The following is a 26,065-nucleotide window of genomic DNA, read 5'->3' on the forward strand; positions in this document are numbered from 1 at the left end:
CGTTTCACGATAACCAGCGGGTCCACTCAACTACAGCTCCTAAAAGAGAGAAAAAAGTAATGCCACAGGCAGACTCATTGGCCAGGTTATTCCGACCAGGAATGCACTAAGTAAACGAATATGTGTTTTCTCATGTGAGATAAACCAGATAATGACAAAGGATATGTTCACACCAATCACATAAAAAATTAATATTTTATAGAATAGTGCCATTTTTTATGTTCTTCTTATCCTTCCTGGCTACTTGTAAAACTGACGGAAATAGTCATCAACTGTCATAATGTTGAGGTCAAAATCAATATCCGGTAAGTCTAAGCATTTGAGTCTGATTAAATCTTCGATTTCACTTGCGGCTAACGATGTCGTTATTGCGAAGGAGTTTTCATTCAATTGTCGTGGTATCCCATATTCATCAGCCACGATAGAGGAGAAATTCATATCATACATCAATGATCTTAATCTTAAGAACACTGAGGAATAAGATGATGGATAATCAAAAGAAACAACATAAGTATTGAACTTGTTTTTACCTTCCATAATATGACTCCTATCAATATTAAACGCTCTGGGGACGCAAAACTTATTAACCCCGATTGATGATTCTCATATAGGAGATATTCTTTTTTTTGCTCAGTAAAGGGGATGACTTGGGACAAAAAAACGCGCTCTCTGCCCATTCTTTGTGCATCCCCCTACCCTTCAGATGCTCTCCTGCATCACATCGCGGAGAGAATGAAAAATATCGTGACTCTGTACTCTCCCATCAACTGCGAATATCATCATACTCCCGCGTTTTATCAAATTCATGTTTCGCAAATGGGCATAATGGGATAATTTTTCGTTTTTCCCGACGCATTTTTTCCACGACTTTCGCAACCAGCTGTTTACCAATCCCTTGCCCTTTCAGGCTTTCATCGACATCGGTATGTTCGATAATCGCTAAATTCTCTCCGGTCGGCACAAAGACAATTTCAGCGATTTGCTTGCCTTGTTTGTCATTAATGTAAAATTTATTGTGGCCTTCGCGTATTTCCATTTTACCCTCGCTTATTTATGACGGTATTTCAGCGCGCCGCTCGGGCACGTATCAATCACTTTAACCACAGTGGCGACGTCGACTTCATCCGGCATGATCCACGGCTTTCGTTTGAGATTAAATAACTTGCCGTTGCCACGTACGCAATTGCCAGAATGCTGACATATCGCAGTGTTGAAATAGACATCGATCTTTTCGCCGGTATAACAGCGATAACCCCCGTCCAGTAGCGCCTGATCCATGACCTTCCCTCTCTCATCAGTATGATTATCGCTATAAGCATAGCCCCGGAATCTTCATACAGCACTGGCAGTTTCCGTTGCCAGAGTCTCTTCCCCTATATAGCCAATCATTCTTACTCCCTTTGAATTACCCGCCTCATCAGAGATAATGCTTAAGAAATTTGTCACACAAGGAAGCTGATGAGACATTCATTGCCCTACCGCATGTTACGCAAACGTCCGATGAAATTGAGTACCACAGTGATCTTAATGGTCAGTGCGGTACTGTTCTCGGTGCTATTGGTGGTGCATCTGATTTACTTCTCGCAAATCAGTGATATGACGCGAGATGGGCTAGCCAACAAGGCACTGGCAGTGGCGCGTACCCTCGCCGACTCGCCGGAAATCCGTCAGGGCTTGCAGAAAAAACCGCAGGAGAGTGGCATCCAGGCCATCGCGGAAGCCGTACGCAAACGCAACGATCTGCTGTTTATTGTCGTTACCGATATGCAAAGTCTTCGCTACTCGCATCCTGAAGCCCAGCGTATTGGTCAGCCATTTAAAGGTGATGACATCCTTAAAGCGCTGAATGGCGAAGAAAATGTCGCTATCAATCGCGGTTTTCTGGCGCAGGCTTTACGCGTATTTACCCCCATCTACGATGAAAATCATAAACAAATTGGCGTGGTGGCGATCGGCCTTGAGTTAAGCCGTGTGACCCAACAGATCAATGACAGTCGCTGGAGCATTATCTGGTCGGTATTATTTGGCATGCTGGTCGGACTGATTGGCACCTGCATTCTGGTTAAGGTACTGAAAAAAATCCTTTTCGGCCTGGAACCCTACGAAATCTCCACGCTGTTTGAGCAACGCCAGGCCATGTTGCAGTCTATCAAAGAAGGCGTCGTTGCCGTGGACGATCGCGGCGAGGTCACGCTGATCAACGATGCCGCACAAGAATTGCTGAATTACCGTAAGTCGCAGGACGATGAGAAACTGTCGACGCTAAGCCACTCATGGTCACAGGTGGTAGATGTCTCGGAAGTGTTACGCGACGGTACCCCGCGCCGCGACGAAGAGATTACGATTAAAGACCGGCTATTACTGATCAACACCGTTCCGGTGCGCAGTAATGGCGTTATCATCGGTGCCATTTCAACCTTCAGGGACAAAACTGAAGTACGTAAACTGATGCAGCGACTCGACGGTCTGGTCAACTATGCTGACGCACTTCGTGAACGATCCCACGAATTTATGAATAAATTGCATGTGATTCTCGGATTATTGCATCTGAAGAGTTATAAGCAGTTGGAAGATTACATTCTCAAAACAGCCAATAACTATCAGGAAGAGATTGGCTCTCTGCTGGGTAAGATCAAATCTCCGGTTATCGCTGGTTTTTTAATCAGCAAGATTAACAGCGCGACCGATTTAGGCCATACGCTGATTTTAAACAGTGAAAGCCAGCTGCCAGACAGCGGCAGTGAGGACCAGGTCGCGACGCTGATTACCACGTTGGGAAATCTGATAGAAAACGCGCTGGAGGCATTAGGGCCGGAACCCGGAGGCGAAATTAGCGTAACATTGCACTACCGTCACGGCTGGCTGCACTGTGAAGTTAATGATGATGGACCGGGGATCGCACCCGATAAAATCGATCACATTTTTGACAAAGGTGTCTCGACAAAAGGAAGCGAGCGAGGCGTCGGTTTAGCACTTGTCAAACAACAGGTAGAAAATCTCGGCGGCAGCATCGCCGTGGAATCGGAACCCGGGATTTTCACACAATTTTTTGTCCAGATACCCTGGGACGGGGAGAGGTCGAACAGATGATCAATGTATTAATTATCGATGACGACGCAATGGTCGCGGAGCTGAATCGCCGATACGTAGCACAAATCCCAGGCTTTCAATGCTGTGGAACAGCCTCGACGCTGGAGAAAGCCAAAGAGATTATCTTCAATAGCGATACGCCTATCGACCTGATATTGCTCGATATCTATATGCAAAAAGAGAACGGGCTCGATTTACTGCCTGTCCTGCATAACGCGCGTTGCAAAAGTGATGTGATTGTCATCTCCTCCGCAGCCGATGCGGCAACCATTAAAGATTCGCTGCATTACGGTGTCGTGGATTACCTGATCAAACCCTTCCAGGCTTCCCGCTTTGAAGAGGCGCTCACCGGCTGGCGGCAAAAGAAAATGGCGCTGGAAAAACATCAGTATTATGACCAGGCCGAGCTTGATCAGCTAATCCACGGCAGCAGCTCCAACGAACAGGATCCTCGTCGCTTGCCAAAAGGCTTAACGCCGCAGACGTTACGCACGCTGTGCCAGTGGATTGACGCGCATCAGGACTATGAGTTTTCAACCGACGAGCTAGCCAACGAGGTTAACATTTCGCGTGTTTCCTGCCGTAAATACCTCATCTGGTTGGTCAACTGCCACATCTTGTTCACCAGTATCCATTATGGCGTCACGGGGCGTCCAGTTTACCGTTACCGTATTCAGGCAGAACACTACTCACTACTGAAACAATATTGCCAATAACGGATCGCTGGTTATCTGTAAGTAATAATTATTACCGTAATGCAAAATACCCCTGGCACAAGTTACATCCTTCATCAGTAAAACTTGTGCCAGATCAAATATAATTATCCCTCCATCATCGCTAAAAATTAATATCTCTTCAGGTGAACGGTGTTTTTAATTTCAAAACGCTAACAAAAGTTAATTAACTATTATGTCACCCGCATTATGTGTATTTTTACCCACAAATGGGTAGATCAGATTAATCTATAAACCTAATGACATCTGCCCTGAGAACAAAAAATAGACCGATAAATATCAATAAGATAACAGCAAACAAAACATTAACATCTGCGCAGTACAAACTTTAAACCCATCGCCAGAGAGTCTTTCTCTCTGAAAAAGCCGCTTATCACAGTGCATAAATTTGCCGCTGCTTTAATCAGCCAATATTCACTGTGAGGTATTTGCTAAAGCCGGTAACGACCAAACGGATATTTAGTCAGGCTCTGAAAACAGTTCATACAAAACAGAACGTGACTGTGATCTATTCAGCAAAAATTTAAATAGGATTATCGCGAGGGTTCACACATGTTATTTACTATCCAACTTATCATAATACTGATATGTCTGTTTTATGGTGCCAGAAAGGGTGGTATCGCGCTGGGTTTATTAGGCGGTATCGGTCTGGTCATTCTGGTCTTCGTCTTCCACCTTCAGCCAGGTAAACCACCAGTTGATGTCATGCTGGTTATCATTGCGGTGGTGGCGGCATCGGCAACCTTGCAAGCTTCGGGCGGTCTTGATGTCATGCTGCAAATTGCCGAGAAGCTGCTGCGCCGCAACCCGAAATATGTCTCAATTGTCGCGCCGTTTGTGACCTGTACGCTGACCATTCTTTGCGGTACGGGTCATGTGGTTTACACCATTCTGCCGATCATCTACGACGTCGCCATTAAGAACAACATCCGTCCGGAACGTCCGATGGCGGCAAGTTCTATCGGTGCACAGATGGGGATTATCGCCAGTCCGGTGTCGGTTGCGGTCGTGTCTCTGGTTGCAATGCTGGGTAATGTCACCTTTGATGGTCGCCATCTTGAGTTCCTCGACCTGCTGGCAATCACCATTCCATCGACGTTAATCGGTATCCTGGCGATCGGTATCTTCAGCTGGTTCCGCGGTAAAGATCTGGATAAAGACGAAGAGTTCCAGAAATTCATCTCCGTACCGGAAAACCGTGAGTATGTTTACGGTGATACCGCGACGCTGCTCGATAAAAAACTGCCGAAAAGCAACTGGCTGGCAATGTGGATTTTCCTCGGGGCAATCGCTGTAGTCGCACTTCTTGGTGCTGATTCGGACCTGCGTCCATCCTTCGGCGGCAAACCGCTGTCGATGGTACTGGTTATTCAGATGTTTATGCTGCTGACCGGGGCGCTGATTATTATCCTGACCAAAACCAATCCCGCGTCTATCTCAAAAAACGAAGTCTTCCGTTCCGGTATGATCGCCATCGTGGCGGTGTACGGTATCGCATGGATGGCAGAAACCATGTTCGGTGCGCATATGTCTGAAATTCAGGGCGTACTGGGTGAAATGGTGAAAGAGTATCCGTGGGCCTATGCCATTGTTCTGCTGCTGGTTTCCAAGTTTGTAAACTCTCAGGCTGCGGCGCTGGCGGCGATTGTTCCGGTCGCGCTGGCGATCGGCGTTGATCCGGCATACATCGTGGCTTCAGCACCGGCTTGCTACGGTTATTACATCCTGCCGACTTATCCGAGCGATCTGGCAGCGATTCAGTTTGACCGTTCCGGCACCACCCACATCGGTCGCTTCGTCATCAACCACAGCTTTATTCTGCCGGGGTTGATTGGTGTGAGCGTATCGTGCGTCTTCGGCTGGATCTTCGCCGCGATGTACGGGTTCTTATAAATGCACTTTGCGTGCCGCCCGTGACTACGCGGCACGCCATTTTCGAATAACAAATACAGAGTTACAGGCTGGAAGCTATGTCAAACAAACCCTTTATCTACCAGGCACCTTTCCCGATGGGGAAAGACAATACCGAATACTATCTACTCACTTCCGATTACGTTAGCGTTGCCGACTTCGACGGCGAAACCATCCTGAAAGTGGAACCAGAAGCCCTGACCCTGCTGGCGCAGCAAGCCTTTCACGACGCTTCTTTTATGCTCCGTCCGGCACACCAGAAACAGGTTGCGGCTATTCTTCACGATCCAGAAGCCAGCGAAAACGACAAGTACGTGGCGCTGCAATTCTTAAGAAACTCCGAAATCGCCGCCAAAGGCGTGCTGCCGACCTGCCAGGATACCGGCACCGCGATCATCGTCGGTAAAAAAGGCCAGCGCGTGTGGACCGGTGGCGGTGATGAAGAAGCGCTGTCGAAAGGCGTCTATAACACCTATATCGAAGATAACCTGCGCTATTCACAAAACGCGGCGCTGGACATGTACAAAGAGGTCAACACCGGCACTAACCTGCCTGCGCAAATCGACCTGTACGCGGTAGATGGCGATGAGTACAAATTCCTTTGCGTTGCGAAAGGCGGCGGCTCTGCCAACAAAACCTATCTCTACCAGGAAACCAAAGCCCTGCTGACTCCCGGCAAACTGAAAAACTTCCTCGTTGAGAAAATGCGTACCCTCGGTACTGCAGCCTGCCCGCCGTACCATATCGCGTTTGTGATTGGCGGTACGTCTGCGGAAACCAACCTGAAAACCGTCAAGTTAGCAAGCGCTCACTATTACGATGAACTGCTGACGGAAGGGAACGAACATGGTCAGGCGTTCCGCGATGTCCAGCTGGAACAGGAACTGCTGGAAGAGGCCCAGAAACTCGGTCTTGGCGCGCAGTTTGGCGGTAAATACTTCGCGCACGACATTCGCGTTATCCGTCTGCCACGTCACGGCGCATCCTGCCCGGTAGGCATGGGCGTCTCCTGCTCCGCTGACCGTAACATCAAAGCGAAAATCAACCGCGAAGGTATCTGGATCGAAAAACTGGAACACAATCCAGGCCAGTACATTCCACAAGAACTGCGTCAGGCCGGTGAAGGCGAAGCGGTGAAGGTCGACCTTAACCGCCCGATGAAAGAGATCCTCGCCCAGCTTTCGCAATATCCGGTTTCCACTCGTTTGTCGCTCACCGGCACCATTATTGTGGGTCGAGATATTGCACACGCCAAGCTGAAAGAGCTGATTGACGCCGGTAAAGAACTTCCGCAGTACATCAAAGATCACCCGATCTACTACGCGGGTCCGGCGAAAACCCCTGCCGGTTATCCATCAGGTTCACTTGGCCCAACCACCGCAGGCCGTATGGACTCCTACGTGGATCTGCTGCAATCCCACGGCGGCAGCATGATCATGCTGGCGAAAGGTAACCGCAGTCAGCAGGTTACCGACGCGTGCCATAAACACGGCGGCTTCTACCTCGGTAGTATCGGCGGTCCGGCGGCGGTACTGGCGCAGCAGAGCATCAAGCATCTGGAATGCGTCGCTTATCCGGAGCTGGGTATGGAAGCTATCTGGAAAATCGAAGTAGAAGATTTCCCGGCGTTTATCCTGGTCGATGACAAAGGTAACGACTTCTTCCAGCAGATCGTCAACAAACAGTGCGCGAACTGCACTAAGTAACCTCTTCGGCCCAGCGCCTGGCAGCATGCTGCCAGGTGATCCCCCTGGGCCACCTCTTTTGCGATTGTAATTTCACGCTTGCTGGTGAATAGTCAGTATTTTCCCTGACTTGCGAACTCACCATGACCCGCACACTCAAGCCGTTAATTCTTAACACCGGCGCACTGGCGCTAACGTTAATCCTGATTTATACCGGCATTTCGGCCCATGACAAACTCACCTGGCTGATGGAAGTGACACCGGTGATTATTGTCGTGCCGCTACTCCTTGCCACCGCCAGACGTTACCCGTTAACGCCGCTGCTCTATACGCTCATTTTCTTTCACGCCATCATCCTGATGGTCGGCGGGCAATACACCTACGCGAAAGTCCCCGTTGGTTTTGAGGTGCAGGAATGGCTGGGGTTGAGCCGTAATCCGTATGACAAGCTGGGGCATTTTTTCCAGGGGCTGGTGCCTGCACTGGTGGCACGAGAAATTCTCGTTCGCGGGATGTACGTGCGCGGACGTAAAATGGTGGCGTTCCTGGTCTGCTGCGTGGCGCTGGCGATAAGCGCGATGTATGAATTAATCGAGTGGTGGGCAGCGCTGGCAATGGGTCAGGGAGCGGATGATTTTCTCGGCACCCAGGGCGACCAGTGGGACACGCAATCCGATATGTTCTGCGCGCTGCTTGGCGCATTAACGACGGTGATATTCCTCGCTCGCTTTCATTGCCGCCAGCTACGGCGCTTTGGCTTGATAACCGGATAACAACTTGCGCTTTGTTGATGCCGGATGCGGCGTGAATTCCTTATCCGGTCTACAAAATTTGCAAATCCAAAGCATTACATTAAGACGTGGCCTGATAAACATATCGCATCAGGCCATTTTCGTTAGCTATTGTCCACGTCAGGCTTTCACATCACTCACTGCACCGACCGGAATATCAGCATGAACAGGCTCGGGCGGTACTTTGCGATATTTATCCAGCAGATGGATCTGGATCCTGCGCAGCGTGTCACCATTGAGGCGATAGAAACGGAAGTAGAGAATCAGCGTTACCATGAAAAACAGAGTTGGTAGAGCAATCATAATAAACTGCATACCTAATAGGGCTTGCGTAGACTGTTCAACATTCGGTACATAGCCAATCATCCCTAACACAACCGCAATGAAAAAAGCCGCAAAGGCTGAACCGCCCTTCACCACCATAGTCTGCACGGAGTAAGCGATACTTTCACAGCGTACGTGCAGTTTATATTCACCGTAATCAACGGTATCTGCCACCATGATGACCTGTAATACCCAGAAAAGCGCCGTTCCCACATTCAGCAAAATACCCGCAATCACAATGAGGACGACGTTGTGATAGCTCATTAATGCCATTAACAGGAGAACACCACAGCTTAACACCGGAAGAATAGATGCTCCGGCCCATAAAATGCGTCGGGATAATGATTTAACTAAGCGTGGGAAGAATACTAACGTCACCAGGTTAGCAGCTCCCGCATACGACAGATAATAGGGGAACAAATCCGCATCACCGATAACATATGAGAAATAATAGATAGCAAAGCCGGTAATAATGTTGCTGGCTACATTATAAGCAAGAGCCATACCCAAGAGGCATGAAAGCTGATCGTTTTTATAAATTAGCGCAACGATGGCTTTAAGTGTCAGATGGCTTCCTTCAGCAGACGGTTGATTGTCTGACGAAAAGACTTCATGCACATTGCGCAGAGTGATGATGGTTGAAACAATAAAAAAGGCGATCAGTACCAGAGTGAACATCTGAAAGCCAAATCCCCGATCGCCACCGCCGACATAATTAACAAATGGTAGCGTCACACCTGCCGTAACAAAGCCTGCCAGACTGGCAAAAAAACGCGGATAAGGAACCAGTTGTTCGCGCTCACGTTTATCGAGCGTTATGGTTGGAACCAGCGACCAGAAGGGAATATCCATAATGGTGTAAGTCATGCCCCAGAGGATGTAGGTCACGCAAACAAAGACAATCTGAGTAGTACCTTCAAACAGATGCGCACTAAAGAGGAGAAATAAGATTACAGAGTTTGCCAACGTACCGATCAGGATCCAGGGTTTGAACTTACCCCATCGCGATCGCGTAGCATTTACAATCCATCCCATAATCGGATCGTTAATAGCATCCCAGATCCTCGCCACCAGAAACAAAGTACCGACCAAACCCACAGACAGCCCGACGACATCGGTGTAGTAATACATGAGGTACATATACACAATGCCGATCGCAAAATCCTTCCCGAACGCTCCAAATCCATAACTGAGTTTTGTAGTCATTGAAATGCTCATAGGGTATCGGGTCGCTGTTACCAACGCCCGCCTTCTGTTATTGGTATCGTCAGAGGTGTGCGCCGGAATAAATCCCCCGGCGCAGTAGCGTTTAGTCGCGTTTTAACGGTGCAACCAGCCTGGCAGCCAGTCGCCGTGGGCGGCAATCAGGTCGTCAACAAGAGCATATATTTCATCAATGCCCAGCACGGCGGCAGTATGCGGGTCCATCATCGCGGCGTGGTAAACACGGTCGCGATTTTCCGTAAGAATAGCTTCGGTCAGCAGCGTCTGTACGTTGATGTTGGTTTGCATCAGGGCGGCCAGATGCGAAGGTAGCGTACCGACTTTGGTTGGCTGAATGCCATTAGCATCAACCAGACAGGCTACTTCCACGCAACATCCTTGTGGCAGGTTATCAATCAAACCATCGTTACGGACGTTGCCGTAAATCACACTCGGCTCGCCAGTCCAGATAGCGTTCATGATTGTGCTGGCATATTCCCGTGACGGTTTAATATCAATCCGGGAGGCGTTTTTATACTCCTCCAGCTCTTTATGCCAGTTCGCCAGCTGCTCGACGCAGCGTTTCGGGTACTCATCCAGCGGTACTTTATAACGCTCAATCAAATCCTCACGACCTGGCTTAATAAACCACGGCGTATATTCGGCAAAATGTTCTGACGATTCCGTGACGAAGTAGCCCAGCTTTTTGAACATTTCGTAGCGCACAATATTCTGGCAGCGAGTATTACCATGAATATTTGGCTTCGGTGCCTGCCCTGCTTCATAAGCCGCCAGCAGTTCCGGGTAGAGATTCACGTAACTGCCGTCGGCGGTTTTGCGCTCCAGCTCCAGGTAAAACGCCATATGGTTGATACCTGCGCAGCGGTAACGCAGCGTAGCTGGGTCGATATTGAGATCACGCGCCAGCTCTTCCGCCGTTCCCTGCACCGAATGGCACAGCCCGACCTGTTTGATATGCGGATAACGGGCATACATCGCCCAGGTATTCATCGCCATGGGGTTAACATAGTTGAGCATGGTGGCATCGGGGCAGACTTCCGTCATGTCCTCGCAAATTTGCCACAGATGCGGAATGGTACGTAGCGCGCGCATAATACCGCCCGGCCCCAACGTATCGGCAATGGTTTGTTCCAGACCATGCCGCTTACAGACCTCGAAATCAGTCACCGTGCAAGGTTCATAACCGCCAATCTGAAATGCCACCACGACAAAATCGGCATCCTGTAAGGCTTCTTTCTGTTGGGTGTGGCAGGTGATTTTGCCGCTGGCCCCTGCTGAATCCATCAGCTTACGCACCACAATATGCGACTCTTCCAGGCGGGTGGGATCAATGTCCATCAGGGCAATATGCGCCGTTTTCAGCGCCTCGCGATGGAACACATCACCAAGAATATTTTTAACGAAAATCGTCGAACCAGCGCCGATAAATGTAATTTTGGGTGCAGTCATCATGCAGATCTCCTGGCTTGCTTGAATAACTTCATCATGGCAGGCGAATCTGCAGAAAACCTCCGGCTTCCAGGTTGAGCATTCCCATAAACTCAGATCCTGCGTGAAGCAGCAGTAAATCTGAGTTTATGGTAATAAGTTACCTGAAAAGCACAGTTTTCGGCCTCATGATGCTCGGACGCTCCCCTCGCCTCTCTGGGAAGAGGGTGAAAACCGTGCTCCCACTCGCAGTCATCCTCCCTCACTCCTGCCATAATTCTGATATTCCAGGAAAGAGAGCCATCCATGAATACAGATACGTTTATGTGCAGCAGCGACGAAAAACAGACCCGCAGCCCGCTGTCGCTGTATTCGGAATACCAGCGGATGGAGATTGAGTTTCGCGCACCGCATATCATGCCCACCAGCCACTGGCATGGTCAGGTCGAAGTGAATGTGCCTTTCGATGGCGATGTGGAATACCTGATCAACAATGAAAAAGTGAATATCAATCAGGGTCATATCACGCTGTTCTGGGCCTGTACACCGCACCAACTAACAGATACCGGAACCTGTCAGAGCATGGCGATTTTTAATCTGCCGATGCATCTGTTTCTCTCCTGGCCGCTGGATAAAGACCTGATTAACCACGTCACTCACGGCATGGTGATCAAATCACTGGCCACACAGCAACTTAGCCCGTTTGAAGTGCGCCGCTGGCAGCAGGAATTAAACAGTCCGAACGAGCAAATTCGCCAGCTCGCCATTGATGAAATTGGCCTGATGCTCAAGCGATTTAGCCTCTCTGGCTGGGAACCGATTCTGGTCAATAAAACCTCGCGCACACACAAAAACAGCGTCTCGCGCCATGCGCAATTTTATGTTAGCCAGATGCTGGGCTTTATTGCCGAAAACTATGATCAGGCGCTGACCATCAACGATGTGGCTGAGCACGTCAAACTTAACGCCAACTATGCAATGGGGATATTCCAGCGGGTCATGCAATTGACGATGAAACAGTACATTACCGCGATGCGCATCAACCACGTTCGCGCGTTACTGAGCGATACCGATAAAAGTATTCTCGATATTGCCCTGACGGCAGGCTTTCGTTCAAGTAGTCGTTTTTACAGCACGTTCGGCAAATATGTCGGCATGTCGCCGCAACAATACCGCAAACTTAGCCAACAGCGCCGCCAGACGTTTCCCGGCTAAAGACGATATCAGTATCAGCCAAAAAAATAGTTTAGCCGTCGATAATAAGCAGTGAAAATAAATTAAAATAATCACATAACATATTGTTTATAAAAATAAATATTCCAAAAATGTTTGTTTTTCACGCGCTTTACAGCCCGAAAAGGCCGGAAGATACTTGCCCGCAACGAAGATTCCTTCATAACCGGGTAAGCAATGATGAAAGTATTAATTGTTGAAAGCGAGTTTCTCCATCAAGACACCTGGGTCGGTAACGCCGTTGAGCGTCTGGCAGATGCTTTAAGCCAGCAAAATGTTACCGTGATTAAATCCACCTCCTTTGATGATGGTTTTGCCATTCTCTCTTCAAACGAAGCCATTGACTGCCTGATGTTCAGCTATCAAATGGAACATCCGGACGAACATCAAAACGTCAGACAATTGATCGGTAAGCTTCATGAGCGCCAACAAAACGTGCCGGTCTTCCTGTTGGGCGATCGGGAAAAAGCCCTCGCCGCAATGGATCGCGACCTGCTGGAGCTTGTCGATGAATTCGCCTGGATTCTGGAAGATACCGCCGACTTTATCGCCGGACGCGCCGTTGCCGCGATGACCCGCTACCGCCAGCAGCTGTTGCCGCCACTGTTCAGCGCGCTGATGAAATATAGTGACATCCATGAATATTCCTGGGCAGCGCCAGGCCACCAGGGCGGCGTTGGTTTTACCAAAACACCCGCCGGACGTTTCTACCATGACTACTATGGTGAAAATCTGTTCCGCACCGACATGGGCATCGAACGAACTTCCCTCGGTTCTTTGCTTGACCATACTGGCGCATTTGGCGAAAGCGAAAAATATGCCGCACGCGTATTTGGTGCCGATCGCTCCTGGTCGGTAGTCGTCGGTACTTCCGGCTCTAACCGCACCATCATGCAGGCTTGCATGACCGATAACGATGTCGTGGTCGTTGACCGTAACTGCCATAAATCCATCGAACAAGGTTTGATGCTGACAGGCGCGAAACCGGTCTATATGGTGCCAAGCCGCAACCGCTACGGCATTATCGGGCCAATCTATCCGCAGGAAATGCAACCTGAAACCTTGCAGAAGAAAATCAGTGAAAGCCCGCTGACCAAAGACAAAGCCGGGCAAAAACCGTCTTACTGCGTGGTGACCAACTGCACCTATGACGGCGTGTGTTATAACGCTAAAGAAGCGCAGGATCTGCTGGAAAAAACCTCCGATCGTCTGCACTTTGACGAAGCCTGGTACGGCTATGCACGTTTCAACCCGATCTATGCCGATCACTATGCCATGCGCGGCGAACCTGGCGATCACAACGGTCCTACCGTTTTCGCCACCCACTCCACCCACAAACTGCTGAATGCGCTGTCACAGGCTTCTTATATTCATGTACGTGAAGGTCGTGGGGCGATTAACTTCTCCCGCTTCAACCAGGCCTACATGATGCATGCCACCACCTCCCCGCTGTATGCCATCTGCGCATCCAACGACGTGGCGGTGTCGATGATGGACGGCAACAGCGGCCTGTCACTGACACAGGAAGTGATTGACGAAGCGGTTGATTTCCGTCAGGCGATGGCGCGGCTATATAAAGAGTTCACCGCTGACGGTAGCTGGTTCTTCAAACCGTGGAACAAAGAAGTCGTCACCGACCCACAAACCGGCAAAACCTATGACTTTGCTGACGCACCAACCAAACTGCTGACCACCGTTCAGGACTGCTGGGTAATGCATCCGGGCGAAAGCTGGCACGGCTTCAAAGATATTCCGGATAACTGGAGTATGCTCGACCCGATTAAAGTCAGCATCCTTGCTCCGGGAATGGGTGAAGATGGTGAACTGGAAGAAACCGGTGTTCCGGCGGCGCTGGTCACTGCCTGGCTTGGTCGCCACGGCATTGTACCTACCCGCACCACTGACTTCCAAATTATGTTCCTGTTCTCTATGGGCGTAACCCGTGGGAAATGGGGAACTCTGGTTAACACCCTTTGCTCCTTCAAACGCCACTATGACGCCAACACACCGCTGGCGCAGGTGATGCCGGAACTTGTTGAACAATATCCTGACACTTACGCGAACATGGGGATTCACGATCTGGGTGACACCATGTTTGCCTGGCTGAAAGAAAACAACCCTGGCGCACGGTTGAACGAAGCCTATTCCGGCCTGCCGGTGGCGGAAGTCACCCCGCGTGAAGCGTACAACGCGATTGTCGACAACAATGTCGAACTGGTATCCATTGAAAATCTGCCAGGACGCATCGCGGCAAACTCAGTTATCCCGTATCCGCCAGGAATCCCGATGCTGCTGTCTGGTGAAAACTTCGGCGATAAAAACAGTCCGCAAGTAAGTTATTTACGCTCGCTGCAATCCTGGGACCACCATTTCCCTGGATTTGAACACGAAACTGAAGGGACTGAAATTATTGACGGTATTTACCACGTTATGTGCGTGAAAGCGTAACCACTATTCCGCTGAAGGCGTAATTGTTTAAATAACATTACGCCGCCTGGCCTTAGGCCTTTTGAGTATGGCAACGTTTTCATAAAAATTGCTGCAAACAAAAATGTCATACTTTTTGCGCGGCCCCACCCCGCGCTTTTTTTTGCCTGTTATTTATCCTGTAAAAAAATATGTACATGAGAAATTACTATAAAAATTTGTACTATTAGTAAAACTCGTTATTTTTATGCATGTTTATATTCATCATACAATTATATAACCATTTCCCGGTATCGCTTTGCTTTAGCGAGAACTGGTCTTTTATTCGCACTCAGGAGTACATGTATGAGGATTTGCAGCGACCAACCTTGTATTGTTTTATTGACTGAAAAAGATGTCTGGATAAGGGTGAATGGGAAAGAACCTATTAGCCTTAAAGCTAACCATATGGCGTTATTAAATTGTGAAAATAATATTATCGACGTCTCCTCTCTTAACAACACTTTGGTTGCTCATATTAGTCACGACATCATCAAAGATTACCTCCGGTTTCTGAATAAAGATCTCTCGCAAATACCAGTATGGCAACGTAGCGCTACGCCCATACTCACCCTGCCATGCCTGACGCCAGACGTCTTTCGCGTTGCCGCGCAACACAGCATGATGCCCGCAGAAACTGAGTCAGAAAAGGAACGAACACGCGCATTATTATTCACGGTGCTATCCCGTTTTCTCGACAGTAAAAAATTCGTTTCATTAATGATGTATATGTTACGTAATTGTGTAAGTGACAGCGTTTATCAAATTATTGAAAGCGATATTCACAAAGACTGGAATCTTAGTATGGTAGCCAGTTGTTTATGTCTTAGCCCAAGTCTGTTAAAGAAAAAGTTGAAAAGCGAAAACACCAGTTATAGCCAAATAATCACCACCTGCCGCATGCGTTATGCCGTAAATGAATTAATGATGGACGGTAAAAATATCTCTCAGGTATCACAGTCCTGCGGCTACAACAGTACGTCGTACTTTATTTCTGTCTTTAAAGACTTCTACGGTATGACGCCGCTGCATTATGTTAGTCAGCACAGAGAACGCACTGTCGCCTGATTTTTAACCTTAACGAAGAGCTATATTAATAACGGCATCAGCGATAACCCGGTCGATAATAATTCAACTATCGAATGCAGGCGTATGATATGACGTAATTTATTGTCACGAAGCTCGCCTTCGCAGGAGTTTAATTATGTCTTCGGATGCTGATGCTCACAAAGTGGGCTTAATCCCCGTCACCCTGATGGTGTCGGGGAATATTATGGGGTCAGGTGTTTTTCTGTTACCTGCAAACCTGGCCTCTACTGGCGGGATTGCCATTTATGGATGGTTGGTGACGATTATCGGTGCACTGGGGCTCTCGATGGTATACGCCAAAATGTCGTTCCTCGACCCAAGTCCTGGTGGTTCTTACGCTTACGCCCGCCGCTGCTTTGGCCCGTTTCTCGGTTATCAAACCAACGTCCTCTACTGGCTGGCCTGCTGGATCGGCAATATCGCCATGGTGGTCATTGGCGTAGGATATTTAAGTTACTTCTTCCCGATTCTGAAAGATCCATTGGTATTAACCATCACCTGCGTCGTGGTGCTGTGGATCTTCGTCCTGCTGAACATTGTCGGTCCGAAAATGATCACCCGTGTGCAGGCAGTTGCCACCGTGCTGGCGCTGATCCCCATCGTCGGGATTGCCGTATTTGGCTGGTTCTGGTTCCGTGGTGAAACCTATATGGCGGCATGGAACGTCAGCGGCCTGGGCACCTTCGGTGCAATTCAAAGTACCCTTAACGTTACGCTGTGGTCGTTCATCGGTGTGGAAAGTGCCTCCGTTGCCGCAGGTGTGGTGAAAAACCCGAAACGCAATGTCCCTATCGCCACCATTGGTGGGGTATTGATTGCCGCCGTTTGCTATGTACTTTCTACCACCGCGATTATGGGGATGATCCCTAATGCCGCACTGCGCGTTTCTGCTTCGCCATTCGGTGATGCCGCACGGATGGCGTTGGGTGACACCGCCGGGGCCATTGTTTCCTTCTGCGCAGCTGCGGGTTGCTTAGGTTCACTGGGCGGCTGGACGTTGCTGGCGGGTCAAACGGCGAAAGCCGCTGCCGATGACGGACTGTTCCCACCGATTTTTGCCCGTGTAAATAAAGCGGGTACGCCAGTGGCGGGGCTGATTATCGTCGGTATTTTGATGACCATCTTCCAGCTCAGTAGCATTTCGCCAAACGCAACCAAAGAGTTCGGTCTGGTTTCTTCCGTCTCGGTCATCTTTACACTGGTGCCATATCTTTACACCTGTGCGGCGTTACTGCTGCTCGGACACGGTCACTTTGGTAAAGCACGCCCGGCATATCTGGCAGTTACTACCATTGCCTTCCTCTACTGCATCTGGGCCGTGGTGGGGTCCGGGGCGAAAGAGGTTATGTGGTCATTTGTCACCCTAATGGTCATCACCGCCATGTATGCGCTGAATTACAACCGGCTGCATAAAAACCCGTATCCCTTAGATGCACCAATAAGCAAAGATTAATTCCCCTTAATCCAGCACACATAAAAGCCAACCTTAAGAACTTAAGGTTGGCTTAATTTTGCTTTGCGAGCATATGCGCACTTTGTTCGATGGAAACACCGTGATGTTGAAGCGCCTACTAAAAAGACCCTCTTTGAATTTACTCGCCTGGCTATTGTTAGCCGCTTTTTATATCTCTATCTGCCTGAATATTGCCTTTTTTAAGCAGGTGTTGCAGGCGCTGCCGCTGGATTCGCTGCATAACGTACTGGTTTTCTTGTCGATGCCGGTCGTCGCTTTCAGCGTGATTAATATTGTCCTGACACTAAGCTCTTTCTTATGGCTTAATCGACCACTGGCCTGCCTGTTTATTCTGGTTGGCGCGGCTGCACAATATTTCATAATGACTTACGGCATCGTCATCGACCGCTCGATGATTGCCAATATTATTGATACCACTCCGGCAGAAAGTTATGCGCTGATGACACCGCAAATGTTATTAACGCTGGGATTCAGCGGCGTGCTTGCTGCGCTGATTGCCTGCTGGATAAAAATCAAACCTGCCACCTCGCGTCTGCGCAGTGTTCTTTTCCGTGGAGCCAATATTCTGGTTTCTGTACTACTGATTTTGCTGGTCGCCGCACTGTTTTATAAAGACTACGCCTCGTTGTTCCGCAATAACAAAGAGCTGGTGAAATCCTTAAGCCCCTCTAACAGCATTGTTGCCAGCTGGTCATGGTACTCCCATCAGCGACTGGCAAATCTGCCGCTGGTGCGAATTGGTGAAGACGCGCACCGCAACCCGTTAATGCAGAACGAAAAACGTAAAAATTTGACCATCCTGATTGTCGGCGAAACCTCGCGGGCGGAGAACTTCTCCCTCAACGGCTACCCGCGTGAAACTAACCCGCGGCTGGCGAAAGATAACGTGGTCTATTTCCCTAATACCGCATCTTGCGGCACGGCAACGGCAGTTTCAGTACCGTGCATGTTCTCGGATATGCCGCGTGAGCATTACAAAGAAGAGCTGGCACAGCACCAGGAAGGCGTGCTGGATATCATTCAGCGAGCGGGCATCAACGTGCTGTGGAATGACAACGATGGCGGCTGTAAAGGTGCCTGCGACCGCGTGCCTCACCAGAACGTCACCGCGCTGAATCTGCCTGGTCAGTGCATCAACGGCGAATGCTATGACGAAGTACTGTTCCACGGGCTGGAAGAGTACATCAATAACCTGCAGGGTGATGGCGTGATTGTCTTACACACCATCGGCAGCCACGGTCCGACCTATTACAACCGCTATCCGCCGCAGTTCAGGAAATTTACCCCAACCTGCGACACCAATGAGATCCAGACCTGTAGCAAAGAGCAACTGGTGAACACTTACGACAACACGCTGGTTTACGTCGACTATATTGTTGATAAAGCGATTAATCTGCTGAAAGAACATCAGGATAAATTTACCACCAGCCTGGTTTATCTTTCTGACCACGGTGAATCGTTAGGTGAAAATGGCATCTATCTGCACGGTCTGCCTTATGCCATCGCCCCGGATAGCCAAAAACAGGTGCCAATGCTGCTGTGGCTGTCGGAGGATTATCAAAAACGGTATCAGGTTGACCAGAACTGCCTGCAAAAACAGGCGCAAACGCAACACTATTCACAAGACAATTTATTCTCCACGCTATTGGGATTAACTGGCGTTGAGACGAAGTATTACCAGGCTGCGGATGATATTCTGCAAACTTGCAGGAGAGTGAGTGAATGAAAATTCTGATTGTTGAAGACGATACGCTGTTATTGCAGGGATTGATTCTGGCGGCGCAAACCGAAGGCTACGCGTGCGATGGCGTGACAACCGCGCGGATGGCGGAACAAAGCCTTGAGGCCGGTCATTACAGCCTGGTGGTACTGGATTTAGGGTTACCCGACGAAGATGGACTGCATTTTCTCGCCCGTATCCGGCAGAAAAAATACACCCTGCCAGTACTGATCCTCACCGCTCGCGATACGCTGACCGACAAAATCGCCGGGCTGGATGTCGGTGCCGATGACTATCTGGTGAAGCCTTTTGCGCTGGAAGAGTTACACGCCCGTATCCGCGCCCTGCTACGACGCCATAATAATCAGGGCGAAAGTGAGCTGATTGTTGGCAATCTGACGCTGAATATGGGTCGCCGTCAGGTATGGATGGGCGGTGAAGAGTTGATTCTGACGCCCAAAGAATATGCTCTGCTGTCACGGTTAATGCTCAAAGCAGGCAGTCCGGTGCATCGGGAAATTCTCTACAACGACATCTATAACTGGGACAATGAACCCTCGACCAACACCCTGGAAGTGCATATCCACAATCTGCGCGACAAAGTGGGCAAAGCCCGTATCCGCACCGTGCGCGGCTTTGGCTATATGCTGGTCGCGAATGAGGAAAACTAATTGAATCTGATGCATTTTCTGCGCCGACCAATATCGCTGCGCCAACGGCTGATATTGACCATCGGGGCCATTTTGTTGGTGTTTGAGCTGATCAGCGTCTTCTGGCTATGGCATGAAAGTACCGAGCAGATTCAGCTGTTTGAGCAGGCGCTACGCGACAATCGCAACAACGATCGCCACATCATGCGTGAGATCCGCGAGGCGGTCGCCAGCCTGATTGTCCCCGGCGTCTTTATGGTCAGCCTGACGCTATTTATCTGCTATCAGGCGGTACGCCGCATCACCCGCCCGCTGGCGGAGCTGCAAAAAGAGCTGGAAGCGCGCACCGCCGACAACTTAACGCCCATTGCCATTCACAGCGCCACCCTCGAAATCGAAGCGGTGGTTTCGGCGTTAAACGATCTGGTCAGTCGCCTGACCAGCACGCTGGATAACGAAAGGTTGTTTACCGCTGACGTCGCGCACGAACTGCGAACGCCACTGGCGGGGGTGCGTTTGCATCTGGAACTGCTGGCGAAAACGCATCACATTGATGTAGCACCGTTAGTGGCACGGCTTGATCAGATGATGGAGAGCGTCTCCCAGCTGCTGCAACTGGCGCGTGCCGGACAGTCATTTTCTTCCGGTAATTATCAACATGTAAAACTGCTGGAAGATGTCATTCTCCCCTCGTATGACGAACTCAGTACCATGCTCGACCAGCGACAGCAAACCCTGCTATTGCCAGAGAGCGCCGCCGACATCACCGTTCAGGGTGATGCAACCCTGCTGCGGATGTTATTGCGAAACCTGGTAGAAAACGCCCATCGTTACAGCCCGCAAGGCAGCAACATTATGATTAAGCTGCAAGAAGATGACGGAGCGGTCATGGCAGTTGAAGATGAAGGACCAGGTATTGATGAGAGTAAATGCGGGGAGTTGAGTAAAGCGTTTGTACGTATGGACAGCCGTTATGGCGGGATTGGTCTGGGGTTAAGTATTGTCAGCCGCATTACACAGTTGCATCACGGGCAGTTTTTCCTGCAAAACCGGCAAGAGACTTCCGGCACGCGGGCCTGGGTACGGCTGAAGAAAGATCAGTACGTGGCAAACCAGATATAAAGAAAGCTGCTGACCACCAGCACGCTGAACACGGTAGTTAAACTTTCATAAACACGGTTTTTCATTGCACTCTCCTCCGTTAACCTGGAGGAGAGTATGCGCGTCAGAGATTAAGTGAACCTTAAGAGTTCAATTGGCCTGATAAGACAGCGTCACATCAGGCCATCCGTTTCAGCTTATTCATCAATTCGCGGATGTTGCTGCACCAGGCGGGTACGTTTCGCCTGCAAATCGGCAATCTCGTGGTCAATATCATCGATTTTCTGCTCGATATTATCGTAATGCTCGACGAGAATTTCCTTCGCTTCCTGTATATCTGACGCCGCCGGTGTCGCACCTTTCAACGGACGATTTGCCGTCTCTTTCATGGTTACGCCGGTGATTAAACCAACCACCGCCACTACCATCAGGTAATAGGCAGGCATCATCAGATTCTGCGAGCTTTCGACCAGCCAGGCCGCCAGCGTTGGCGTCAGACCGGCAACCAGCACCGAAATATTAAATGCCGCCGCCAGCGCGCTGTATCGGATATGCGTCGGGAACATCGCTGGCAAGGTAGAAGCCATAACGCCCGTAAAGCAGTTAAGGATCACCGCCAGCATCAGTAACCCGGCAAAAATCAGACCGATGACGTTACTGTTAATCAGAATAAACGCCGGGATCGCCAACACAAACAGGGCAACACTACCAAGTAGCACAAACGGACGACGGCCAAAACGGTCACTCAGCAAGCCCATCACCGGCTGGACAAACAGCATACCGATCATAATGGCGATAATAATCAGCACCCCGTGGTCTTCGGAGTAATGCAGGTTATGCGACAAATAACTCGGCATATAGGTCAGCAACATGTAGTAAGTCACGTTGGTGGCAATAACCAGACCAATACATGTCAACAGGCTGCGCCAGTATTTAGTGGCAATCTCTTTAAACGAGACTTTCGGGCCATCCTGCAAACCTTCGCGGTCGCCCTGTTCCAGTTTATCAACATGCTGCTGAAACGCCGGAGTTTCTTCCAGCGCATGGCGCAGGTAAAGCCCGATAATCCCTAACGGCAGAGCAATAAAGAACGGAATACGCCAGCCCCAGTCGAGGAAGTTCGCTTCGCCGACAATGGTCGAAATTAACACCACCACGCCCGCACCCAGCACAAACCCGGCAATAGAACCGAAGTCCAGCCAGCTGCCCATAAAGCCACGTTTACGGTCAGGGGAGTATTCCGCAACAAATATCGACGCCCCGGTATATTCACCGCCGACCGAGAAACCTTGTGCCATCTTACAGATCAACAGCAGAATCGGTGCCCAAATACCAATCGTGTCGTAGGACGGTATTAAGCCAATACAGAACGTACTGATCGACATAATCACAATAGTGATAGCGAGGATCTTCTGGCGACCATATTTATCGCCCAACATACCAAAGAAGAGCCCGCCAAGCGGTCGAATCAGAAAGGGAACGGAGAAAGTGGCAAGTGCAGCAACCATCTGCACGCTGGGGTCAGCCCCCGGGAAAAAAACTTTACCTAATGCGTAAGCAACAAAACCATAAACACCAAAATCAAACCATTCCATTGCATTACCCAGTGATGCTGCGGTAATGGCTTTACGCAGTTTACCGTCATCAATAATGGTGACATCACGAAGGGTAATGGGTTTTACTTTTTTCCTTTTCAGCATAGCTTTCCTCGCAGAGTTGGCCCATTTCCGCAAACGCCAGAAAAATCAGCGCGACGGCCGCAAAAGGGGAGCGGGAATTGCAGGATGCAATCTCTGTAACAAGCGTAGCGGGTTTGCTTACACCCTCCGGTTAAGGAATGTACAATCAAACCAGTTGACGCCTGAATTGGGCAGTTAATGACCTTTTTACCCTACCAGTGTTTAAATTTGTGATCAACTTCACACATGGATTTCGTTTAGGACTCATTGATGTAACTGATTATTTACGCCAAATTTACAGAGAAGATTTCCTCGAGCATTGCCCCCGCCAGACGCTGCGCTGAACAGAGTCGTGGCATCCCCAGCGCGACAGTTTGCCAGCGTTGGGTCACTGACCAGCAAACGGGTTGTTTATCTGCCGTGGTCCACTTTCCCAGCCAACTTAAAAAATCAGCATGCTCCCCGCCCGTCGGAACGGTCGAAGAGGCAAACCACTGATGGTAATAGTGACGCGTGGTCGGTGCCGCATTGATACTCTCTGCCAGATGTTGTGTCGCTTTCTCGAGCAAATCACCCAGCAACAACGCCACCGCTTGCGGGCTTCCCAGACGGCAGGCATCGCCAAATGCCCCCCAGCGCAACTCCTCCAGAACGATAAAACAGCGCCCAGGCAACGACCAGGCGTTATACGCCCCAGCACGCCAGCGGGTAAAAATTTGCTCGCTCTGATCACCTGCCTGCACCAGTAGGCCTCGTTGCGTTAACGCCTTTTCCTTCCAGCGACAACGGGCTGAAAACCACTCATACAAGGCGGCAATTTGCTGGGGGAGCTCCGGGAAAGCAGAGTGCTGGCGGTGATCCATTTTTTGCAGCAGCGCCAGATGCTGCGCGATCTGCGTCAGCGCCAGATGACCGGGATCCAGCATCGACGCCAGTTTTTCCACCAATGTCAGACGCAGGCTAAGCGGCGCATTTAACATGCCGCCGTTCGTCCATGTCTGAAGCTGCACGCGCGCAAGAAGTTCCTGCATCAGTCGTTCACGAAACTGCTGCTGATGGGCTTGTGGAAGGCGGGCATCATCGCCCTGTGCCAGATCCACTAAAAAGCGGGGATAAACCGACTCCAGCACGCGACCGGGGCCGTCAAGTAACGTCTTGGTCAATATCGTTCTGCCGTGAAAAGTGTTTGAATATCATCGCGTAACAGCTGGGCGTCGGTGTAAATCCAGCCGTGAGTCATCACAGTCTGCTGCAATTGCTGCTGCATCAGCCTGACCACCGATTCATTTTGTTGACGCAGAGCCAGACTTTCGCGTAAACGCGTCTGTAATTCCGTCAAACATGAAGCGAACTCAGCGAAAAAAGTATTCATGCCTGCCGTAACAGATTCATCGACCTGCTCTGCCAGAACTTTAGCCATTTGTTGGCAATAGAGATCGACTTCTGCGCTTAATGCTCGTTGCAACACACTGTAATCAACCGTTTCTGTCGGGGATTTCTCATTTCCCCGTCCCCAGTCGGGCTGATTCAACCAGCGCGAAAAAGTCTCACGCACAACGCCTAAACGCGTGCTCTGCTCGTCCGTTGCTTCCTGGCGCGAAATGACTTCACTGAACAGCTGGCGAGTGTTGAAGTGGGGAACTACGCCGTGAAAAACAGGAAAATGAAACCCAGGACGAAACCCTGACTCGCTCAATTCCATTTTGACTTGTTGCTCAATGGGGCGAATAACATCGGTTAACACCCGGCAAAGGGTGGATTCCAGCTCGGCAAAACGCAGCGTAAAGTCGCGACTGATGGTGTTCTGCGCCGTCTGTAACAGTGTCTCACAGCGGGTACGAATCTCGCTTAACGGCTCCGAATCATCCTGAAACAACGCGGCTAACTGCGCATTCAGCGCATCTTGTTGTTGACGCAGAAAGTGGTTGGCGGAGGTCAGGGCCAGCTCGATTTCATGTTTAATCTCGCCGCTCACCTGCGCCTGATTGAGTTGCAATAGCTGCAAACTTTCTTCGACCTGATGGATATTTTGCCGCAATTGTTCACAAGCGACGTTTAACCCGTGCGCACGAAAATCCAGGTATTCCCGCGCCTGCTGCGCGTAATTCAACAGTTTATGCGCAGCAGATCGCAGAGCATACAACGAGGCGTTAGCGTAAGCGGCATGAAGCAACGCCTGAATTGGCTGGGCGAACAGCGAATCTTCCCACAACTGATCGGCAGCATGACGAATATGTTCGAGGTCCGCCAGATCGGCATGACGCCAGCGCCTGCCGAGCGCGGCATGGGCAAAATCTTCCACCCAGCGTTGTTGCTCTGGCGGTGGTAACTTACCGTTGTTGGCTAACTCATGGCGCGCCCGATTCGCCAGGTAGCCCCACATCGACGACACCGGAAATATCTGCTGTGGCGTAATACAGCCTTTCATCAGCGTCCCGGAAATCAGTGCCCGCACCTGGTCGGCGTCGTCACTGTTACGATCCTGTTGATCGAACTTATTGACCAGCACATACAGCGGCACCGATTGCCCCACCGCCAAAATCGCCTCACGGACCTCTTCATCGGAGATCGATTTCAGTTGCGTATAATCCAGCACCGCCAGTACCGCCGAGGCGCGTGCCAGCTGCTGGTTAAGCATTTTTTGCAGATGCGGTTGCCCGGCTTCATTTGGCCCGGGGGTATCCAGTAACGTCAACTGACCGGGATAACTCTCCAGCCCCGCCAGATGGACAAACTCCACTTCAATCACGGGAATATGCTCAATGGCGGCGTAAGCAGAAAAAGGAAAATCGACGTCCAGCGCCTTCGCCAGTCGCACTAAATCATTCAAACTTTTCAGACAATGAAAAATAGGCTGGGCACCCAGATAATATTTTTCGAAAGCGACGCCATTTTCGATCCGCTGCATAAGCGCACGCATATCTTTATCTATTTCCAGCACATCGGTCAGATGCTTAATATCGCAATCACGCAGGCGCTGTTGTAATTTTTGAATTAAACAATCGATTGGCGCGACATGTGAAAAATGCAGTACCGGTTCCTTTTGCCCGGGCGTATGGCGAATAAGCGTCGGCAGGGCAGTCATTGGGCGATTGCGATTAGGCAGAACCTCCGTACCAACAATGGCATTAATGGTGGTTGATTTCCCTGCTTTCATAGTACCGACAATCGCCAGCACCATTTCCAGTTGGGAAATTTTACGCAACTCATTATTCAGCATCGCGTGACGCTCGGCGATATTAGGCTGACTCCAGGGTAAAGCCAGTTGTGGCGCATCGTCTCCGGGTACAGAGAGAGGCATTTTTTCCAGTAACTGCAACTGTTGGCGAGAAAGCTGTAACAGGCGTTCAGCCTCCTGACTTAACTCATACAGGGTCTGTGTGTACATAGAAAATTCTTCCTTAAAGCAAATTTTATTACTTTTATTTAGCCAGATTGTTTTTGAGTTCTGTTTTCGGCCTTTATA

At 49.9% G+C, this 26,065-nt stretch carries 22 protein-coding genes; 12 read left to right on the forward strand and 10 right to left on the reverse strand.

Features of this window, described 5'->3' with window-relative positions; genetic code table 11:
- Window positions 1-39: 39 nt before the first annotated feature.
- The 4 genes from ghoT to yjdI all read right to left on the reverse strand — a co-directional run bounded on the left by ghoT (window position 40) and on the right by yjdI (window position 1,278).
- A complete protein-coding gene (gene ghoT, locus AB4H76_RS20985; protein WP_077492245.1) occupies window positions 40-213 on the reverse strand; it encodes a type V toxin-antitoxin system toxin GhoT in 174 nt (57 codons plus the stop codon).
- A 27-nt stretch (window positions 214-240) separates the two neighbouring features.
- Window positions 241-537, reverse strand: coding sequence for a type V toxin-antitoxin system endoribonuclease antitoxin GhoS (gene ghoS / locus AB4H76_RS20990; protein WP_000398619.1), 297 nt, complete (start codon window positions 535-537; stop codon window positions 241-243).
- A 226-nt stretch (window positions 538-763) separates the two neighbouring features.
- On the reverse strand, window positions 764-1,036 hold the full coding sequence (locus tag AB4H76_RS20995) for a GNAT family N-acetyltransferase (RefSeq protein ID WP_000405651.1): 273 nt from the start codon (window positions 1,034-1,036) through the stop codon (window positions 764-766).
- 11 nt (window positions 1,037-1,047) lie between these two features.
- Window positions 1,048-1,278, reverse strand: coding sequence for a 4Fe-4S mono-cluster protein YjdI (gene yjdI, locus AB4H76_RS21000; protein ID WP_000371704.1), 231 nt, complete (start codon window positions 1,276-1,278; stop codon window positions 1,048-1,050).
- Window positions 1,279-1,458: 180 nt separating this feature from the next.
- Between yjdI and AB4H76_RS21005 the strand changes: the two genes are divergently transcribed.
- From AB4H76_RS21005 to AB4H76_RS21025, 5 genes are all read left to right on the forward strand, one after another.
- Window positions 1,459-3,090, forward strand: a complete 1,632-nt coding sequence (locus AB4H76_RS21005; protein WP_121689853.1) for a sensor histidine kinase — start codon at window positions 1,459-1,461, stop codon at window positions 3,088-3,090.
- Complete coding sequence (gene dcuR, locus AB4H76_RS21010) at window positions 3,087-3,806, forward strand: two-component system response regulator DcuR (RefSeq protein WP_000611288.1); 720 nt, start codon at window positions 3,087-3,089, stop codon at window positions 3,804-3,806. Before AB4H76_RS21005 ends, dcuR begins: the two co-directional genes overlap by 4 nt.
- A gap of 570 nt (window positions 3,807-4,376) precedes the next feature.
- Complete coding sequence (dcuB, locus tag AB4H76_RS21015) at window positions 4,377-5,717, forward strand: anaerobic C4-dicarboxylate transporter DcuB (protein ID WP_000899522.1); 1,341 nt, start codon at window positions 4,377-4,379, stop codon at window positions 5,715-5,717.
- A 77-nt stretch (window positions 5,718-5,794) separates the two neighbouring features.
- Window positions 5,795-7,441 carry a class I fumarate hydratase gene (gene fumB / locus AB4H76_RS21020; protein ID WP_077492064.1) on the forward strand — a complete coding sequence of 549 codons (1,647 nt, stop codon included), beginning with the start codon at window positions 5,795-5,797 and terminating at the stop codon, window positions 7,439-7,441.
- A 122-nt stretch (window positions 7,442-7,563) separates the two neighbouring features.
- Entirely contained in the window at window positions 7,564-8,193 is a 630-nt protein-coding gene (locus AB4H76_RS21025) for a DUF2238 domain-containing protein (protein WP_000198752.1), read from the forward strand.
- 138 nt (window positions 8,194-8,331) lie between these two features.
- On the opposite strand, the gene melB is transcribed toward AB4H76_RS21025, so the two are convergent.
- On the reverse strand, window positions 8,332-9,753 hold the full coding sequence (gene melB, locus AB4H76_RS21030; protein WP_000028114.1) for a melibiose:sodium transporter MelB: 1,422 nt from the start codon (window positions 9,751-9,753) through the stop codon (window positions 8,332-8,334).
- A gap of 102 nt (window positions 9,754-9,855) precedes the next feature.
- On the reverse strand, window positions 9,856-11,211 hold the full coding sequence (melA, locus tag AB4H76_RS21035) for an alpha-galactosidase (RefSeq protein ID WP_000988031.1): 1,356 nt from the start codon (window positions 11,209-11,211) through the stop codon (window positions 9,856-9,858).
- Window positions 11,212-11,493: 282 nt separating this feature from the next.
- Between melA and melR the strand changes: the two genes are divergently transcribed.
- From melR to pmrB, 7 genes are all read left to right on the forward strand, one after another.
- Window positions 11,494-12,402, forward strand: a complete 909-nt coding sequence (gene melR / locus AB4H76_RS21040; protein ID WP_001090758.1) for a transcriptional regulator MelR — start codon at window positions 11,494-11,496, stop codon at window positions 12,400-12,402.
- Between the two features lie 198 nt (window positions 12,403-12,600).
- Window positions 12,601-14,868 carry an arginine decarboxylase gene (adiA, locus tag AB4H76_RS21045; RefSeq protein WP_001381593.1) on the forward strand — a complete coding sequence of 756 codons (2,268 nt, stop codon included), beginning with the start codon at window positions 12,601-12,603 and terminating at the stop codon, window positions 14,866-14,868.
- Window positions 14,869-15,192: 324 nt separating this feature from the next.
- The gene (gene adiY / locus AB4H76_RS21050) at window positions 15,193-15,954 is read left to right on the forward strand and encodes a DNA-binding transcriptional activator AdiY (RefSeq protein ID WP_001217060.1); all 762 of its coding nucleotides are present in this window, start codon (window positions 15,193-15,195) and stop codon (window positions 15,952-15,954) included.
- 136 nt (window positions 15,955-16,090) lie between these two features.
- The gene (adiC, locus tag AB4H76_RS21055) at window positions 16,091-17,428 is read left to right on the forward strand and encodes an arginine/agmatine antiporter (RefSeq protein ID WP_000093154.1); all 1,338 of its coding nucleotides are present in this window, start codon (window positions 16,091-16,093) and stop codon (window positions 17,426-17,428) included.
- A 103-nt stretch (window positions 17,429-17,531) separates the two neighbouring features.
- The gene (eptA, locus tag AB4H76_RS21060; protein WP_001298860.1) at window positions 17,532-19,175 is read left to right on the forward strand and encodes a phosphoethanolamine transferase EptA; all 1,644 of its coding nucleotides are present in this window, start codon (window positions 17,532-17,534) and stop codon (window positions 19,173-19,175) included.
- The gene (gene basR, locus AB4H76_RS21065; protein WP_000697915.1) at window positions 19,172-19,840 is read left to right on the forward strand and encodes a two-component system response regulator BasR; all 669 of its coding nucleotides are present in this window, start codon (window positions 19,172-19,174) and stop codon (window positions 19,838-19,840) included. The genes eptA and basR overlap by 4 nt, the downstream gene beginning before the upstream one ends.
- On the forward strand, window positions 19,841-20,941 hold the full coding sequence (gene pmrB / locus AB4H76_RS21070; protein WP_001051092.1) for a two-component system sensor histidine kinase PmrB: 1,101 nt from the start codon (window positions 19,841-19,843) through the stop codon (window positions 20,939-20,941).
- On the opposite strand, the gene pmrR is transcribed toward pmrB, so the two are convergent.
- From pmrR to crfC, 4 genes are all read right to left on the reverse strand, one after another.
- Entirely contained in the window at window positions 20,917-21,006 is a 90-nt protein-coding gene (gene pmrR, locus AB4H76_RS21075) for an LpxT activity modulator PmrR (protein ID WP_000797657.1), read from the reverse strand. The two genes, pmrB and pmrR, sit on opposite strands and share 25 nt — an antisense overlap.
- A 111-nt stretch (window positions 21,007-21,117) precedes the next feature.
- Complete coding sequence (gene proP, locus AB4H76_RS21080) at window positions 21,118-22,620, reverse strand: glycine betaine/L-proline transporter ProP (protein ID WP_001298520.1); 1,503 nt, start codon at window positions 22,618-22,620, stop codon at window positions 21,118-21,120.
- A 263-nt stretch (window positions 22,621-22,883) separates the two neighbouring features.
- On the reverse strand, window positions 22,884-23,762 hold the full coding sequence (locus AB4H76_RS21085; RefSeq protein ID WP_000169167.1) for a YjcZ-like family protein: 879 nt from the start codon (window positions 23,760-23,762) through the stop codon (window positions 22,884-22,886).
- Window positions 23,759-25,987, reverse strand: coding sequence for a clamp-binding protein CrfC (gene crfC, locus AB4H76_RS21090; protein WP_077492644.1), 2,229 nt, complete (start codon window positions 25,985-25,987; stop codon window positions 23,759-23,761). The genes AB4H76_RS21085 and crfC overlap by 4 nt, the downstream gene beginning before the upstream one ends.
- Window positions 25,988-26,065 lie beyond the last annotated feature (78 nt).

This window comes from Escherichia sp. UTM R2 (assembly GCF_048593455.1).
GTDB lineage: Bacteria > Pseudomonadota > Gammaproteobacteria > Enterobacterales > Enterobacteriaceae > Escherichia > Escherichia coli.

Coding starts and splice junctions, on each gene's coding strand:
- ghoT (WP_077492245.1), bottom strand. CDS start 213: ATGGCACTATTCTATAAAATATTAATTTTTTATGTGATTGGTGTGAAC.
- ghoS (WP_000398619.1), bottom strand. CDS start 537: ATGGAAGGTAAAAACAAGTTCAATACTTATGTTGTTTCTTTTGATTAT.
- AB4H76_RS20995 (WP_000405651.1), bottom strand. CDS start 1,036: ATGGAAATACGCGAAGGCCACAATAAATTTTACATTAATGACAAACAA.
- yjdI (WP_000371704.1), bottom strand. CDS start 1,278: ATGGATCAGGCGCTACTGGACGGGGGTTATCGCTGTTATACCGGCGAA.
- AB4H76_RS21005 (WP_121689853.1), top strand. CDS start 1,459: ATGAGACATTCATTGCCCTACCGCATGTTACGCAAACGTCCGATGAAA.
- dcuR (WP_000611288.1), top strand. CDS start 3,087: ATGATCAATGTATTAATTATCGATGACGACGCAATGGTCGCGGAGCTG.
- dcuB (WP_000899522.1), top strand. CDS start 4,377: ATGTTATTTACTATCCAACTTATCATAATACTGATATGTCTGTTTTAT.
- fumB (WP_077492064.1), top strand. CDS start 5,795: ATGTCAAACAAACCCTTTATCTACCAGGCACCTTTCCCGATGGGGAAA.
- AB4H76_RS21025 (WP_000198752.1), top strand. CDS start 7,564: ATGACCCGCACACTCAAGCCGTTAATTCTTAACACCGGCGCACTGGCG.
- melB (WP_000028114.1), bottom strand. CDS start 9,753: ATGAGCATTTCAATGACTACAAAACTCAGTTATGGATTTGGAGCGTTC.
- melA (WP_000988031.1), bottom strand. CDS start 11,211: ATGATGACTGCACCCAAAATTACATTTATCGGCGCTGGTTCGACGATT.
- melR (WP_001090758.1), top strand. CDS start 11,494: ATGAATACAGATACGTTTATGTGCAGCAGCGACGAAAAACAGACCCGC.
- adiA (WP_001381593.1), top strand. CDS start 12,601: ATGAAAGTATTAATTGTTGAAAGCGAGTTTCTCCATCAAGACACCTGG.
- adiY (WP_001217060.1), top strand. CDS start 15,193: ATGAGGATTTGCAGCGACCAACCTTGTATTGTTTTATTGACTGAAAAA.
- adiC (WP_000093154.1), top strand. CDS start 16,091: ATGTCTTCGGATGCTGATGCTCACAAAGTGGGCTTAATCCCCGTCACC.
- eptA (WP_001298860.1), top strand. CDS start 17,532: ATGTTGAAGCGCCTACTAAAAAGACCCTCTTTGAATTTACTCGCCTGG.
- basR (WP_000697915.1), top strand. CDS start 19,172: ATGAAAATTCTGATTGTTGAAGACGATACGCTGTTATTGCAGGGATTG.
- pmrR (WP_000797657.1), bottom strand. CDS start 21,006: ATGAAAAACCGTGTTTATGAAAGTTTAACTACCGTGTTCAGCGTGCTG.
- proP (WP_001298520.1), bottom strand. CDS start 22,620: ATGCTGAAAAGGAAAAAAGTAAAACCCATTACCCTTCGTGATGTCACC.
- crfC (WP_077492644.1), bottom strand. CDS start 25,987: ATGTACACACAGACCCTGTATGAGTTAAGTCAGGAGGCTGAACGCCTG.